Raw genomic sequence first — 14,200 nt, 5'->3', positions numbered from 1 at the left:
GTACGGGCGCGTCCGGCGGGCGGCACAGGACCGAAACCGCCGACCCGACCGGGCCCGGGGGGCGCCTCGGCGGGCCTCCCGCCAGGGACTCAGGACCCCGGGACCCCGGCCGGGCCCTCACCCGACGGGAGCGCCGCCCGGGCCCGGGCCAGGTCCCCCGCGGCCAGCTCCCCGCGATGGGGGTCCGCGCTCTCCCCGAGGAGCCCCACCGCGCGCTCCAACTGGGGGACCGCCCCGGCGGGTTCCCCCGCCCCCACCCAGGCCAGCCCGAGTTCGTGGCGCACCCACCCCTCGCTGTGCGGGTCACCCTCCTCGGCGAAGAACTCCGCCGCCTCCTCCAACAGGGCCAGCGCCTCCTCCGTGCGTCCCACCTCCCGAAGGCACGTGCCCACCCCGGCCTGCGCGCTGACCGCCTCCCGGGTGTCGCCCAACTCCCCGAAGACGTCCCGCGCCCGCGCGTACGCCTCCAGAGCCCCGTCGAAGCGGCGCTCCTCCCGGGCCACCGCCCCCAGGTTGACCCACACCCGGGCCTGACGGTGGGCGTCACCCAGACGGTGGAAGTCCCGCAGGGCGTGCTCATGGGCCTCGATCGCCTCGGCATACCGGCCCTCCTCGCGCAGAGCCACCCCCAGGTTGTTCCACGCGATGGCCGCCCGGTGCGCGTCGTCCACCCGGGTGAGCATCGCCAGGGCACGACGCAGGACCACCATGGCCTCGGCGAAACGGCGCTCCTCGATCAACGCCGCACCCAGCCCGCCGCACGACACCGCCTCCCCGTGCACGTCGCCCCGCTCGACGAACAGGACCCGAGCCCGTTCATGGGCGTCGACGGCCTCACCGAAGCGCCGCTGCTCACGCACCACGGCCCCCAGGTTGTTCCACGCGATCCCCTCACGGACCGCGTCCCCGGTACCACTGGCGGCGTCGATCGCGATCGAGTGCACGGACACCAGATCAGTGAAGTCCCGGCGCCGCTTGAGATAGGTGTTGAGGTACACCGGCAGCTCGGCCGCCGTTCGCGTCTGGCCCAGGCGGTGGGCCTCGTGCACGGTGTCGATCAGCACCGCCCGTTCGGCGTCCAGCCACTCCGTCGCCGACACGCGATCGGCGAAGGTCGCCGGGGCCGCCCTCCCCGGCAACGCCACCAGGTGCAGGCGGGCGTGGTCGGCACGGGCCGTGTAGTGGTCGAAGAGCCGTGTCCGAGCCCGGGCGTACCGGGCCGGAGCCCCCTCCCCGGCGCTCAGCGAGGCCGCGTAGTCGGCGACCAGGTCGTGCATCCGCCACCGCCCCGCCTCACCGGTGACCAGGTGCGCGGCCGCCAGGCAGCGCAGACGCCCCACCACCTCGGAGACGGTGGTCCCGGCCAGGACCGCCACCGCCTCCGTCGACACGTCCGGCCCCGGGGCCAGCCCGAGAAGGGCCAGCAGTTCGGCGACCTCCGGGGCCAGCCGGGCACGGGACTGCTCGAAGACCGTGTGCGGGCTGCGGGAGCCGTCCCTGAGCCGGGACGGCCGCGCCCTCCCCTCCTCCAGCGTCCGTGCCAGTTCCACCACGGTCATGTCCGGGGCCGCCCCCAGCAGCGCGGCGCACACGCGCAACGCCAGCGGAAGCCCCGCGCAGGCCCGGGCCACCCGGGCCAACGCCTGATCCGCCACCCGCGGATCGTCCGGATCACCGACCCGCAGGGCCTCCGCCAGCAGCCGCACCGCGCGGTCCTGCGGAAGGTGGTCGACGGACACGCGCCGCCAGCCATGGGAGGCGAACCGGTCACGCGAGGTGGTCAGCAGACGGTGGCGGGCCCGCCCCGGCACGAGCGGAACCACCTGCGCGGCCTCCGAGGCGTTGTCGGCCACCACCAGGATCGGCCCGCCCAGCTCCAGGGACCGCTCCTCCAACGCCGACCGGTACAGCCCCCGCCTGGCCTCGGGATCATCGGGCCAGCGCCGCGCGGGCACGTCCAACCCGTGCAGGAAGGACTCCACCGCCCGGTCCCCGTCCACCGGGGTGGTGTACCCGTGCAGGTCCACGAAGAGCGCCCCCGCGAACCAGCCACGCCGAAGCGCCTCGTGCCCGGCGGCCAGGGCCAGCTGGGTCTTGCCGATCCCGCCCATACCCTGGGAGACCACCACTCCCGGAACGCCGCGCGCCTCAGGATCGAGCACCGCCAGGACCCGCTCCAGCTCCACCTCCCGGCCGGTGAAACCGGCCTCCACCGAGGGCAGGGTCAGCAGCGTCTGCGCGGCGCCCCGGGCGGGTCCGCCGCCGACGTCGACGCGGACGTCGCCGTTGACCGTGCCCACCTGGGTGAGCGTCCCCCACACGTGCCCGGCGGTGTTGGCGGCCCGTCCCGCCTCCCGTTCACCCGAATCCACCGCTCACCCTCCCCGGGCCGAGGACACGCACCCGGCTCGTCCACCGCCCGCGCCCACCACACCCCCCGCTCACACGACGCACCCGGTCGCCGCGCCCACCGCTCCGGCCCACACCGGGGCGACGGCCGACCGGGACTGCCGAACCCGCAGCGTCCACTCCGGCCCACCCGCGCCGCCCCTAGCCTTCGGAGCGGCCGCCCCCGTGGGGGTACCGGGTACCGGTCACGTCAGGCTCGGACCGGGCACCGCGCGGGTCCACGCGGTCACCGTCCACACCCGTCACGTTCCGGTGGACACCACCCCGGATCGTGCCCGCCTGGATGAGCGTGCCGTGCACGTCACCGGCGATGTTGGTGACGTTGCCCGACCCCGAGGGCGCCACCTCGTCCAAGAGCGCGCGCAGCTCGGCGGCAGCCTCCGGGTCCTCACGCAGCAGCCGACGCAGCTGGGTCCGCCAGGTCTGCTCCACCTCCTCCACCGGAACGGCGTCCGCGCCGCTCTCGAGCAGGTCGCGGCGGGTCTGCTCCAGCTCCTCCAAAGCCCTGTCCCGCTTGGCCCCATCCCCCCCGAACACCCGGGTGACCCACCCCCGGACCACGGTCCAGCCGCCCTTGACCATCTCCTGCGTCAGGACCTTGGCACCTTCCTCGAACAGCTCCACCGCTCGCCACTCCCTACCGTCGCGCCGACTGGTCCACGGGGCCGCCCGGCAACCGCGAAAGCCCCGTGGACCAGACACCCTAGCCAGCCCCAGGGGCCGCGCACAGCGGGCCCGAAGGCCCCCGAACGCCCCGAACCGCCCCCGCTGCCACCCGCGCCCGCACCCACCTGGGGGAACACCCCGCCCCCTGCTAGCGTTGGACCCCGCGAAGCCGAGAGCCGACCCGCGCGAACAGAAGCGAACCGATGACCGTCGCGACCGGCGACGCCACGAGCGCCGCCCCCAGCACCCGCGTCCCACGGGTCCCGGCCTGACCACACGGCGGGACCCCCGAACACGAAGGTCACACCCTTGTCCCACCCCGCACACCCCTGGTCCACCCGGCCCGAGACCAGCGCCGACACCGCCCGCATCCACGCGATCGTCAGCGCCGCCTTCCCCACTCCCGCCGAGGCCGACCTCGTCGACGCCCTGCGCGCCGACACCGACGCCTGGATCGAGGGGCTGTCCATCGTCACCGAGGACACCGACGGCACCCCGGTCGGGCACGCCCTGTTCACGCGCTGCCACGTCGACGGCGCACCCGCCCTGGCCCTGGCCCCGTGCGCGGTGCTGCCCTCCCACCAGCGCACCGGAGCCGGTTCGGCCGCCATCCGCGCCGGACTCCGGGCCGCCCGCGACCTGGGGGAGAACCTGGTCCTGGTCCTGGGCCACGCCGACTACTACCCCCGGTTCGGGTTCACCCCGGCCTCCGGCCACGGCGTGCGCGCCCCCTTCGAGGTCCCCGACGAGGCCATGATGGCCCTGTCCCTGGACCCCTCGCGCGCCACCCCGCGCGGCACCATCCGCTACCCGGACGCCTTCGGGGTCTGACCCGACGACGCGGCCCCCGCCACGGAACCGCTGTTCCGTGGCGGGGGCCGCGGTGCGTTCATCCCGCCAGGGACAACCCGCCGGTCAGTTTGTTCACGTCCTTCTTGGGCCCGAACACCGCCAAGCCGACGTACTCCACGTCGCCCGGACCAGTCCGCTCCAGCCGGTCCAGGTAGTCGGCGTAGGTGCGCGAGCGGCGGGCCACCTCGTTGAACCCCACCACCGTGAGGTCCCGTTCGTCCGCCAGCTCCTTGATACGGCGCAACTCGGCACCCGAAGCGGCCAGCGTCGGCACCGGGTGCGGGTTGATCCCGGCGTGCAGGCCCCCGCCCGCGTCCTTGCCGTCGGCCCCCAGCGATTTCTCCAACCGCGCACCCAACGCCAACCCGAGCACCGCTCCCGCGTTGGCCGCCACCGCGAGCCCGAGGTCCGAACGCAGGACGACAACCAGCTTGGTGGACATGCTCATGCGACAATTCCCCGTTCATCCGTCGTGTGGACAACGCAGAAACTAGCCACAGACACATCACCCTGGACAGATCGCCGAACACTATTCGACCACCGGCCTACGATGGCCGATATGGACGAACTAGATTCGGCGATCGTGCGTGAACTCCAACGCGACGCACGGCAGACCAACCGGGCCCTGGCGCACACGCTCGGCGTGGCGCCCTCCACCTGCCTGGAACGCGTGCGCCTGCTCCACCAGCGCGGGGTGATCCGCGGGTACCACGCCGACATCAACCCCGCGGCACTCAACCGGCGGGTGGAGGCGTTCGTGTCCGTCGGGCTGCGCCCGCCCAGCCGCCGCGCCATCGAGGGCTTCAAGTCGGCGATGTTCGCACTACCCGAGGTCCTCGCCGTCTACGTGGTCTCCGGAGAACAGGACTTCCTCGTGCACGTGTCCGTCCCCGACCTGGACTCCCTGCACGGCTTCCTCATCGACCGGCTCACCGAACGCCGTGAGGTCGCCTCCTTCCGCAGCCAGGTCATCTACGACAGCGCCCGCAAACACGTGAGCGACCCGCTCGGCTGAGACCATCCCGGCCTCAGCGCCGTTCCAGCCCCTCCTCGACCAGCAGCCGCTCGCTCACCAGTTGGTAGCGCAGGGACCGGTTCACCGCGAGCATCCCCCGGTTCTCCCTGTCGACGGTCACCGTCACCGCCTCCACGTGCGGGAACAGGTCGTGCACCCGCAGCGCCTGGGTGGCCTTGACCCGGCTGGCCAACCCCTTGCGCCGGTGGGCGGGCAACACCGCCGTGTCGTGCTGGTCGGCCACCGACCCCCGGGAGACCGTGCTCACCGTGGCCGCCACCACCAGATCCGAGGTGCGGTCCAGGGCCGCACCCACCACCAGCCGCGAACCGTCCTCGGTGACCCGGCGCTCCCACTCACGTACCCGCGCCACGTCCCAGGCCAACGCCCCCTGGCGTGCCTGCGTACCCGGAGCGTCCCCCACATGAGCCATGACCCGGCCGAAGGACGCCGCCAACGGCTCGGGCACCGCACCCTCCCAGTGGGTGAGCCGGTACCCGCGAGCCGGGGTGGCCGCCACACTCCAACACCGCCGCAGCGTCTCCTCGTCCAGGTACTGCTTGTGCAGCTCCAACCGCACCAGGGAGCGCAGGTAGGGACTGGACCGCACGAAGCGCTCACCCGGCTCCCCGACCAGCACGGTGCACTGGAGCCGGTCCATCCCCTGGGCACGGGCCTCCGCCACCACGGCCTCACGCAACCGCCGACCGCTGCCCCGGCGCCGCGCCGTGTCGGCCACGAACAACCGCAGGAACCCGATCCGCTCGTCATGGTGCCGGGGCCGCAACTCGGCCACACCATGAATGGCGTGCCCCCGGGACGCCCGCGCCGCCCAACGCCACGCCCGCCCCGCCCTGCCCGCACGCAGACGGGCGGCCAGCTCCTCGGCCGGGGCAGGAGCGCCACCGGACAGCTCGCTCTGCCCGTCGGTGAACACCGACGTCCACGACGCGAGGTCATCGGCGCCGGTCACGGCGGGGTCGAAGGTCTCGATGTGCGGGTCCACCCCGCCACGGTGTCACACACCGGGCCGCACCCCGAGCACACCACGCCCCCGACCCGCGAACCACCGGCACGGCTCACACCGGAAGCAGCGCCACCACCGCACACACCAGCGCCGCCACCGAGACCAGCGAACGCACGTGGTTCCACCGCACCCACCCCGGCTCGAACGCCGCCCGCACCGCGGCCGGGTCCCGCAGGTGATCGGCCTCGCCCGCCTGCTCCAGGGCGTTGTTGCGGGGCACGTTCACCACGAACGTCACCACCACCGCCACCAGGAGCAACACCAGCGCCGCGCCGGACCACACCAGCGACCGCACCGGGCCGGAGGAGGCGTACAGGGCCGTCGTGCCCAGGGCCACCACCGGGGCGCCCACGAACACCAGCGCGAACAGCGGGTTCAGGATCGCCGTGTTGATCCCCCGCATCGCGTCGATCATCGACCGGTCACCCGCACGCGCCAGACCCGGCATCACCGCCATCGAGAAGGACAGGAACAGCCCGGCGAACAACCCGGTCAACACGGCGGCCAGCACCGGAACGACCCCGAACACCATCTCCATCATGGGAACGCGCCCGCCCTTCCTCGTCCGCGCCGCACACGGGTCACGTGACGCCCCCATCCAAGCACCCCCGGGGCCCGACGCGCCACGGAGTTCACACCCGGCAGGAGGCCCCCGCGCACACCCGTTCACCCTCTACCGCTACCGCGCGGCCCCGCGACGCCCCAGCCGGAACCGTCCTGGCCGGGTACCGCCCCACGCACCGACCCCTTCCCCACGCCCCCGCCACAAGGGCGGCACGACCCCACCCCGCCCCGGGGGAACGCCCCCGGCCCCGCCACCCGCCACGGGGCCGAGCGGGTGGCACCGGGCCCACGAACGCAACCAGACCGCCCCCGCGCGCGTCTGACCAGCTGACCGACGGCACCGGCACCCCGGCCGGAGCGCGCCACCACCGCGAGGAGTCCCCCGACCATGTCCCCACGAGCCCCAGGCAGCGCCCCTCGGACCCGCCCGCCCCGGGCCTCCACACCACGCGCCCTGGGCCTGACCGGCGCGGTCCTCGCCCTGAGCCTGGCCCTGACCTCCTGCGGCCTGCTCCGCGACCTGACCTCCGACAGTGACGGCGCCGCACCCGCCGCCGTCGAGGAGAGCGACCAGCCGATCCTGGCCGAGGACGTCGAACTGCCCTTCGTACGCCAGGGGCGCATGTTCGTCGAGGGCGGCAACGACGTCGGCGTCGAGATCACCATCGAGGCGCTGGAGAACAACGGCGAATACCTCATGATCGACTTCAGCCGCACCATCCTGGAGACCATCAACGGCGAAGAGGTCTCCTACGCCGGAGCACCCCTGCGCCTGGTCGACCCGGTCTCCGGCGAGGTCCTGCTCCCCATCACCGACCCCGAACACGGCGAACCCTACGGCAGCTACTTCATCGAGGGCAGCGACCTCGTCCCCATCCACGAACGCCTGCCCGCACCCATCCGCCGTTACTTCCCCGCCCCCAGCGAGGACGTGGACTTCCTGACCCTGACCGGCATGACCGCCGCCCACGTACCCGGTATCCCCGTCACCCGCGTCGACACCTTCACCCCGCTTCCCGAACCCGACGTCCACGACTACATCGACCCCGAGACCTGGGTCATCAACGGCGACCTGCCCACAGACGAGATCGTCTACCCCGAGACCCCGCCGCGACCGGGCCTGGACACCACCGCGTTCCTCCAGACCATGGAGAGCTTCGTGGACAGCTCGACCGCCTCCACCACCCGCGCGGGCGACGAGGAGGTCATCGCCCTGCACGCGGACAACATGTTCGCCTTCGACGAGTCCGACCCCACCGACGAGGCCGCCGCCACCATCCGGGAGGCCGCCCAGTCCCTGCGCGAGAACCTCGGCGAGGACGTACGGGTCACCATCGTCGGCCACACCGACGGCACGGGCTCCGACACCTACAACCAGACCCTGTCCGAAGAACGCGCCGAAGCCGTGCGAGCCCTGCTGGAGGAGGAACTGGGCTCGGACTTCACACTGGTCACCGAAGGGCGCGGCAGCACCGAACTCCTCGCCGAAGAGGGCGGGGACGACGACGAGCAGGCGCGGGCCCGCAACCGCCGCGTCGAGTTCTCCTACGAGGTGCCGCTGTCCGACGACGGAACCGGCAAGGACGGCGCGGGCCTGGACGCGGCCCAACGCCACGTCGGCCCCCCGGCCGCCTACTTCGAGGAACTGGACCCCTTCACCACGGCCGTCCACAACGACCTCGACCTGAACGTCTACCCGCTGGTGCGCGACGGCGCCTACCTGTTCCAGATGGTGGGCTTCCAGAACTCCACCCTCACCGACCTCGAAGCCGACCTGGAGGGCGACGAGGCGTTCCTGCCCGGCAGCCCCCAGCAGTACACCGAGGGCACCATGGGCGGCTTCCGCCTGGAGGAACCCGACACCGGGGTGATCCGGTACGTGATCCGCATCCGCGCCGGCGAGGGGGAGTACGAGGACTTCGCGGACGAGGTCCTCACCCTCTCCCCGGGCGAGGAGTACCTGGCCCTGGCGGTCTTCCCCGCCCCGAGCACGGACGTGACGCAGATGACCCTGTACGCGGGCGCCTTCGGCGAGATCCCCGACGTCCCCGTCCGGTAGCCGCCCCCGCGACGCGCGACCGCCCCGCCCAGGGGAGTGCGGGGCCGAGGCGGGAAACCACGGGAGGCGCAGGAGGCACCGGTCATGACCGGTGCCTCCTCCCACGGGGGCGAACCCCCACCCCCTCACGGGGGAGCGGTCTGCCTCCCAGGGGCAGGACCGCCACCGGCCGGGCTCAGCTCCGAGGCTCCCGGTTCCGCCACGCCCGGTCCAACGCGGCGGTGAACACCTCCAGGGGCTGGGCCCCGGAGATCCCGAAGGCACGGTCCACGACGAAGAACGGCACCCCGGTGGCACCCAGCCGACGGGCGGTGCGCACGTCCTCCTCCACCTGCGCGGTGTAGGCGTCGGTGGTCAGGACGGCTCGGGCCCGTTCGGCGTCCAGGCCGATCTCCGCGGCCAACTCCACCAGGGTGTCCACCCGTCCCAGGTCACGGGCCTCCACCAACTGGGCCCGCATGAGCCGCTCGTGGGCCTGTCCGCCCAGCCCCCGCTCCCGGGCCAGGTGGGTCAGCCGGTGGGCGTCGAAGGTGTTGACCATGACCGCGCCGTCGAACTCGTAGTGCAGCCCCTCCGCGGCCGCGACCTCGCGGACCTGGGCGGTCATCTCCCGGACCTGGTCGGGGGTGGCGTTCATCTTCTTGGCCAGGGAGTCCAGGACCGGTTCGCCCACACCGCGCGGAAAGCCCGGGTCGAGCTGGAAGCTGCGCCAGACCACCTCGACCTCCTCCGCGTGCTCGAAACCCTCCAGAGCCCGCTCCAGGCGCCGCTTGCCGATGTAGCACCACGGGCACACGATGTCCGACCACACCTCGATCCGCACGCTCGCCCCCCTCACCAGCAGATTCCGTCCGAGCACGCGGGCGCGTCCTCGGACCCCAACACCACCAGGCCGCCGACCTCCGGCAGGGGAACGCTCTCCCCGTCGCCCGTTCCGACGATCCCGGGCTCCGGCGCGTCCTGCGCTCGCCGCTGCGGCTCGCCCACACCCACCACCCCTCACTCACTTCTTGTGCGTAACCTACTGATCAGTGAGTATGCAGGCAGAACAGACCGGCCTCAAAAGGAACTCCCATGTCCGTAACGAACACCCCTGTGCCCCTGACCGAACGCGACCTCACCCCCGACCCCGAGGACTGCCCGGTCCGCGAGGTCCTGGACCGGGTCGGCGACAAGTGGAGCGTGCTCGTCATCGTCCTGCTCGGGCGACGCACCCACCGCTACGGCGAACTCCACCGCGCCGTCGAGGGCATCAGCCAGCGCATGCTCACCCTGACCCTGCGCGCCTTGGTCCGCGACGGGCTCGTGGAACGCACCGCCCACCCCACCGTGCCACCGCGCGTGGACTACTCCCTGACCGCGCTCGGCCACACCCTGCTGGAGCCGCTCACCGCCCTGGACCGCTGGGCCCAGGAACACCGCCAGGACGTGCGCGCCGCCCGCGAGCGCCACGACCGCGACCACGCCTGACCCCCCGGGGGGAGCGGCCCTCAACCCCTGGCCCGGTAGCGCGCCACCGCCCTGGCCCGGGCCAGGACCAACAACTCCCGGGTGCGATCGGCGGTGCGCGGCCCGGGATTGAGCACCGACACCCACCCCTGGGCGGCGTAGACCGGGTGCGGCAGAAACCGGTCCAGCTCGGAGGCGTCACACCCCCGCCCGCTCCCGGCGTACGCGGCGGGGGAGCGGCCCACCACCTCCTCGAACGACACCCGACCCACGGCGGCGTTGACCCGGAACACCCCGGGGCGATCCAGGCGCGAGGCGGTGTCGAAACCCGGATAGTCCTTGGTCACCAGGGTCGCGAAGGGCGCGAAGCCCGCCCGATCACGCGCCCGCCCGTCCGGTTCGTACAGGAAGAAGGAGTCACCCCACGCGATCTCGGGTGAGCCGTCCCCGACCCCGGCCGTCATCACCCGCACCCCGTCCAGCCCGCGCACGAACCCGAGCACCTCGTCCTGGTCCACCACGTCCCCCTCACCCGGTCCGGGCGCCCCCAGTGACCGCCCTCCCTTCAAGTGTGTCATTCAACCGCTTTGTGAGACTTTCACCGACCCAGAGTTCGCTGAGCACCACAGAAAGCTCGCACACCCTCAAATACTGACCAGCCTCACCCTCGCCGGGGCCGCTCAGCCGAACGCAGGAACACCAGAGCCACCACGGCGCGCACTGCTCGACGCCATCATCGCCGCCACACCCGCCGAGGACACCACCCCCGGCCCCGGCACCCGCGCCTAGGACACGGCCCCCTCCAACGCCCAGGCGGGCAACGGCTCCGTACGCTCCACCCACTCCCGAGGCAACGACCCCACCGTCATCCCCGCCCCCAGCACACCCCCCACGACCGCGCACGTGGTGTCCATGTCACCACCCGGCGCCACCGTCGCCCACAACGCCGACGCCAACCCCGACCGGAACCGCGCCGCCACCCACAACGCGAACGGCACCGTGTCCAGGGCACTGACCCGCGACCCGTTACCCAACTCCCGCGCCACCGCCACCGGGTCGGAGGTCACCAGCAGCGCACGGGCGTCCCGCACCGCCTCACGCATCCGCCCCCCGGGCAGCCACGCCACCACCCCGTCCAGGAACGGGCCCGCGCCCAACGGCTCGCGCCGCGCCACCAGGGCGGCGGCCACCGCCACCGCCACCGCGCCGTCCACCGCCTCGGGATGGGTGTGCGTCACCAGGGCGCTCACCCGCGCCCGCTCGACGACCTCCTCCAGGTCCTCGGCGTACCAGGCCCCCAACGGGGCCACCCGCATCGCCGCCCCGTTCCCGAACGACCCCGCCCCCTCGAACAACCCCGACGCCAACGACCGCCAGTCACCGCCCTCGCGCACCAGACGCAACAAGCGCCCCGTCGCCGGACCGTACCCCCGGTCGAAGTCGTGGTGGAGGGCGAAGGAGGACACCAACCGGTCGGCGTCCACCACACCACCACGCGCCACCTCGGCGTAGACCGACGCCGCCATCTCGGTGTCGTCGGTCCACTGCCAGGGACCGGGCGGCAACTCGCGCTCCTCCAGGAACACACGGTTGTCGGGAACGAAGAACTGAGAGCCGAAGGCGTCACCCACGGCCAGAGCGGACAGGGACCCCAGGGCGCGCACCGGGCGCGCGACGTCGATGGTGTGCATAACACCCCCATCCTCACGCGCCGGGCCCCCACTGTCCACGCTCCCGCACCGCCCACCCCGCGCCCGCGTGACCACAACCGGCTCAGCACGTGCCCCAGAGCCCGCTCCGGGGAAGACCCCCACCTGGACCCGCCCGCACCGACCGCCCCCACAAGGAGCACCGTGCCACCAGCCCCCACCCACCAACGCCCCGTCGAAGAACCCTCCCACGACCGCGCCGTCGGCGCCCTGCTCGGCGCACTGGCCGCAGCGGCCCTGGTCGGCGCCCCCGCACCCCTGGCACAGCGCTTCGCCTCCGCCGCCACCGACCCGCCCGAACCGGGCCCCCTGGAGGGCACCGGACCCCGCCCCCTGGCCCTGCTGGTCCACACCGCGCTGCGCCACCGCACCGCCGCGCCCCCCGCCCGCTCACCCGAGCACGCCGCGTGGGTGCGCACCCTGCGCTCCCTGGTCCTGACCGGCGGAGCCCCCGCCTCGCAGCCCGCCCTGGAGCACACCGCCCACCACGATCCCCTGGGCGTGTCCTGGCGGGCCCTGACCCGCACCCCCGTCCCGGCCGACGCCCCGGCCCGGGGCGTGTTCGCCTGCGACCACCTGGTGGACGCGGTCTGGGCGGCCCACCACGCCCACGGGGACCCGGCCGCGATGTACACCGGAGCGCTGGCCGGAGCCCGCTGGGGCGCCTCGGCCCTGCCCCTCCAGGCACTGCGGGGGCTCAGCGAACACACCGACCCCCACGCGCTGACCACCGCGGCCCTGGCCGCCCTCAACGGCCCCCACCCCGACCGCTGGCCCCACCTGCCCATCCGCCACCGACCCGACCAGCGTCTGCCGCCCTTCGCCGTACCCCACCCCCTGGACCCCGACGTCCTGCTCGGCAACCTCGACCACCTGCGCACCCACCCCGAACAGGTGGACGCGGTCGTCTCCCTGTGCCGCACCCACCCCCGGGACGCACCCCACCTGGCCGGGGCCGACTGGATACGGGTGTGGCTGCACGACACCCCCGGCCGCAACCCGAACCTGCACTTCACCCTGGACGAGGCCGCCTCCGCCGTGGCCGCGCTGCGCGCCGAGGGCAAACGGGTCCTGCTGCACTGCTGGGCCGGCGCCTCCCGCACCCCCGCGGTGGCCGCCCGCTACGCCACCGCCTCCCTGGGCGCCCCACCCCTGCCCACCATGGCCGCCCTCATCCCCGCCGTGGGCGGACACCTGGACAACCCCACCCTGTCCCAGGCGGTCGCCGAGCTCCACGGCCTACCCCTGCCCGACCCCCTGACCAGCCTCTTCCCCCACGGGCTGCCCCCGCGCCGACCCGAACTGAGAACCTTCCAGATCAGCGGGTGATAAGTTCCACAAACCGGCACTTTCCGGTACCGTTACCCTCGCGTTACCCCTAGGCTCTGCGCCCGGACCCCGTGCGATGCCACCGGCGGTCCCCGCTGTCACCCGTGCTCGGCTCCACCGACACCCGGAGCCCGCACCACCGGCGCACCGCGCCTTCCACGGCCGAGCGCCCGGAAGAGCCACCGCCACACCCCTGTTCCCGTTCGAAGGACTGAGTTGTGGGCACCAACGAGCCCCAGATCCCGCCCGCCGACGACCACGAACCGGCCACCGAGGCCGCGCCCGTCGTCGGCCCCCGCCAGGCCGCCGCGCGCTCACGCTCACGCCGCAAGCGGGCCCTAGTCGTGGCCTCCGCGGCCGGCCTGACCCTGGTCGTGGGCGGCACCGCGGCAGCCGCCGTCCTGATCACCGGCACCGACCCCGGCACCGCCACCAACGCCGCCGGCATCCCGCAGGCCCAACCCCAGACGCTCGTCGTCGAGGAGCCCGCACCAGACACCGAACCGCCCCAGGACGACCAGGACCGCACCCAGGCCGCAGCGCCCCAGGCCCTGACCGCCACCGGCTCCGACATCCGCGAGGAACCCGAGGAGGAGGAGACCACCGCACCCGAGGAACCCTCCGGCGACACCGGCGCCTCCGAAGGCGCCAGCGGCGGCCAGGGCACCGGCGAGGGCGGCACCTGCCAGGCCTCCTTCTACGGCGACGGCTTCCACGGAGCCACCACCGCCAACGGCGAGACCTTCGACACCTACGGCATGACCGCCGCCCACAAGACACTGCCGTTCAACACGATGGTCAAGGTGACCAACCCCAACAACGGCAAATCCGTCACGGTCCGCATCAACGACCGCGGCCCCTTCATCGCCGGACGCTGCCTGGACCTGTCCACGGCCGCCTTCGACCAGATCATCGGCACCGGCGCCGGCGTGGGCACCGTCGCCTGGGAGGTCGTGGGCTGACCCCACCCCCCAACAGCCGCACCCGGCGCGCCCCGCACCCCCCAACCGGTGCGGGGCGCGCCCCCCCCCCCCCCCCCCCCCCCCCCCCCCCCCCCCCCCCCCCCCCCCCCCCCCCCCCCCCCCCCCCCCCCCCCCCCCCCCCCCCCCCCCCCCCACGTA

Annotated in this window: 15 protein-coding genes; 6 read left to right on the top strand and 9 right to left on the bottom strand. The window is 73.6% G+C overall.

Annotated features, from left to right (window positions below):
• Nucleotides 1–89 precede the first annotated feature (89 nt).
• Complete coding sequence (locus tag ACFYL4_RS21310) at nucleotides 90–2,372, bottom strand: tetratricopeptide repeat protein (RefSeq protein WP_387520256.1); 2,283 nt, start codon at nucleotides 2,370–2,372, stop codon at nucleotides 90–92.
• A 178-nt stretch (nucleotides 2,373–2,550) separates the two neighbouring features.
• On the bottom strand, nucleotides 2,551–3,033 hold the full coding sequence (locus ACFYL4_RS21305) for a hypothetical protein (protein WP_387520254.1): 483 nt from the start codon (nucleotides 3,031–3,033) through the stop codon (nucleotides 2,551–2,553).
• A gap of 351 nt (nucleotides 3,034–3,384) precedes the next feature.
• Between ACFYL4_RS21305 and ACFYL4_RS21300 the strand changes: the two genes are divergently transcribed.
• On the top strand, nucleotides 3,385–3,906 hold the full coding sequence (locus ACFYL4_RS21300; RefSeq protein WP_387520252.1) for a GNAT family N-acetyltransferase: 522 nt from the start codon (nucleotides 3,385–3,387) through the stop codon (nucleotides 3,904–3,906).
• Between the two features lie 58 nt (nucleotides 3,907–3,964).
• Here ACFYL4_RS21300 and ACFYL4_RS21295 read toward each other — a convergent pair whose 3' ends face one another.
• Nucleotides 3,965–4,375, bottom strand: a complete 411-nt coding sequence (locus ACFYL4_RS21295; RefSeq protein ID WP_387520249.1) for a DUF2000 domain-containing protein — start codon at nucleotides 4,373–4,375, stop codon at nucleotides 3,965–3,967.
• A gap of 111 nt (nucleotides 4,376–4,486) precedes the next feature.
• On the opposite strand from ACFYL4_RS21295, the gene ACFYL4_RS21290 reads away from it, so the two are divergent.
• Nucleotides 4,487–4,942, top strand: coding sequence for an Lrp/AsnC family transcriptional regulator (locus ACFYL4_RS21290; RefSeq protein ID WP_387520247.1), 456 nt, complete (start codon nucleotides 4,487–4,489; stop codon nucleotides 4,940–4,942).
• Between the two features lie 13 nt (nucleotides 4,943–4,955).
• Here ACFYL4_RS21290 and ACFYL4_RS21285 read toward each other — a convergent pair whose 3' ends face one another.
• A complete protein-coding gene (locus tag ACFYL4_RS21285; protein WP_387520245.1) occupies nucleotides 4,956–5,948 on the bottom strand; it encodes a GNAT family N-acetyltransferase in 993 nt (330 codons plus the stop codon).
• A gap of 73 nt (nucleotides 5,949–6,021) precedes the next feature.
• Entirely contained in the window at nucleotides 6,022–6,510 is a 489-nt protein-coding gene (locus ACFYL4_RS21280; protein ID WP_387520243.1) for a DUF1772 domain-containing protein, read from the bottom strand.
• A 411-nt stretch (nucleotides 6,511–6,921) separates the two neighbouring features.
• On the opposite strand from ACFYL4_RS21280, the gene ACFYL4_RS21275 reads away from it, so the two are divergent.
• Entirely contained in the window at nucleotides 6,922–8,592 is a 1,671-nt protein-coding gene (locus ACFYL4_RS21275; RefSeq protein ID WP_357761856.1) for an OmpA family protein, read from the top strand.
• 175 nt (nucleotides 8,593–8,767) lie between these two features.
• On the opposite strand, the gene ACFYL4_RS21270 is transcribed toward ACFYL4_RS21275, so the two are convergent.
• A complete protein-coding gene (locus ACFYL4_RS21270; protein ID WP_387520354.1) occupies nucleotides 8,768–9,415 on the bottom strand; it encodes a DsbA family protein in 648 nt (215 codons plus the stop codon).
• An 11-nt stretch (nucleotides 9,416–9,426) separates the two neighbouring features.
• Nucleotides 9,427–9,579, bottom strand: coding sequence for a hypothetical protein (locus ACFYL4_RS21265; RefSeq protein WP_357761853.1), 153 nt, complete (start codon nucleotides 9,577–9,579; stop codon nucleotides 9,427–9,429).
• 87 nt (nucleotides 9,580–9,666) lie between these two features.
• On the opposite strand from ACFYL4_RS21265, the gene ACFYL4_RS21260 reads away from it, so the two are divergent.
• On the top strand, nucleotides 9,667–10,062 hold the full coding sequence (locus ACFYL4_RS21260) for a helix-turn-helix domain-containing protein (protein ID WP_357761850.1): 396 nt from the start codon (nucleotides 9,667–9,669) through the stop codon (nucleotides 10,060–10,062).
• Between the two features lie 20 nt (nucleotides 10,063–10,082).
• Here the strand turns inward: ACFYL4_RS21260 and ACFYL4_RS21255 are convergent, their stop codons facing one another.
• Both ACFYL4_RS21255 and ACFYL4_RS21250 read right to left on the bottom strand, forming a co-directional pair.
• Nucleotides 10,083–10,619 (bottom strand): DUF6194 family protein, encoded by a 537-nt coding sequence (locus tag ACFYL4_RS21255; protein WP_357761847.1) that lies wholly within the window; start codon nucleotides 10,617–10,619, stop codon nucleotides 10,083–10,085.
• A 207-nt stretch (nucleotides 10,620–10,826) separates the two neighbouring features.
• Entirely contained in the window at nucleotides 10,827–11,732 is a 906-nt protein-coding gene (locus ACFYL4_RS21250; protein ID WP_387520239.1) for an ADP-ribosylglycohydrolase family protein, read from the bottom strand.
• 162 nt (nucleotides 11,733–11,894) lie between these two features.
• On the opposite strand from ACFYL4_RS21250, the gene ACFYL4_RS21245 reads away from it, so the two are divergent.
• The gene (locus ACFYL4_RS21245) at nucleotides 11,895–13,079 is read left to right on the top strand and encodes a dual specificity protein phosphatase family protein (RefSeq protein ID WP_387520237.1); all 1,185 of its coding nucleotides are present in this window, start codon (nucleotides 11,895–11,897) and stop codon (nucleotides 13,077–13,079) included.
• 218 nt (nucleotides 13,080–13,297) lie between these two features.
• Nucleotides 13,298–14,041 carry a septal ring lytic transglycosylase RlpA family protein gene (locus ACFYL4_RS21240; protein WP_387520235.1) on the top strand — a complete coding sequence of 248 codons (744 nt, stop codon included), beginning with the start codon at nucleotides 13,298–13,300 and terminating at the stop codon, nucleotides 14,039–14,041.
• The last annotated feature ends 159 nt before the right edge of the window (nucleotides 14,042–14,200 follow it).

It is taken from the genome of Nocardiopsis sp. NPDC006938 (assembly GCF_042869555.1).
Classification (GTDB): domain Bacteria; phylum Actinomycetota; class Actinomycetes; order Streptosporangiales; family Streptosporangiaceae; genus Nocardiopsis.
This window is presented reverse-complemented; position numbering and strand designations above follow the sequence as displayed.

Bases quoted from the DNA above. Each gene is read 5' to 3' on its own strand.
- ACFYL4_RS21275 (WP_357761856.1), top strand. From the start codon at position 6,922: ATGTCCCCACGAGCCCCAGGCAGCGCCCCTCGGACCCGCCCGCCCCGG.
- ACFYL4_RS21255 (WP_357761847.1), bottom strand. From the start codon at position 10,619: ATGACACACTTGAAGGGAGGGCGGTCACTGGGGGCGCCCGGACCGGGT.
- ACFYL4_RS21250 (WP_387520239.1), bottom strand. From the start codon at position 11,732: ATGCACACCATCGACGTCGCGCGCCCGGTGCGCGCCCTGGGGTCCCTG.
- ACFYL4_RS21290 (WP_387520247.1), top strand. From the start codon at position 4,487: ATGGACGAACTAGATTCGGCGATCGTGCGTGAACTCCAACGCGACGCA.
- ACFYL4_RS21260 (WP_357761850.1), top strand. From the start codon at position 9,667: ATGTCCGTAACGAACACCCCTGTGCCCCTGACCGAACGCGACCTCACC.
- ACFYL4_RS21295 (WP_387520249.1), bottom strand. From the start codon at position 4,375: ATGAGCATGTCCACCAAGCTGGTTGTCGTCCTGCGTTCGGACCTCGGG.
- ACFYL4_RS21280 (WP_387520243.1), bottom strand. From the start codon at position 6,510: ATGATGGAGATGGTGTTCGGGGTCGTTCCGGTGCTGGCCGCCGTGTTG.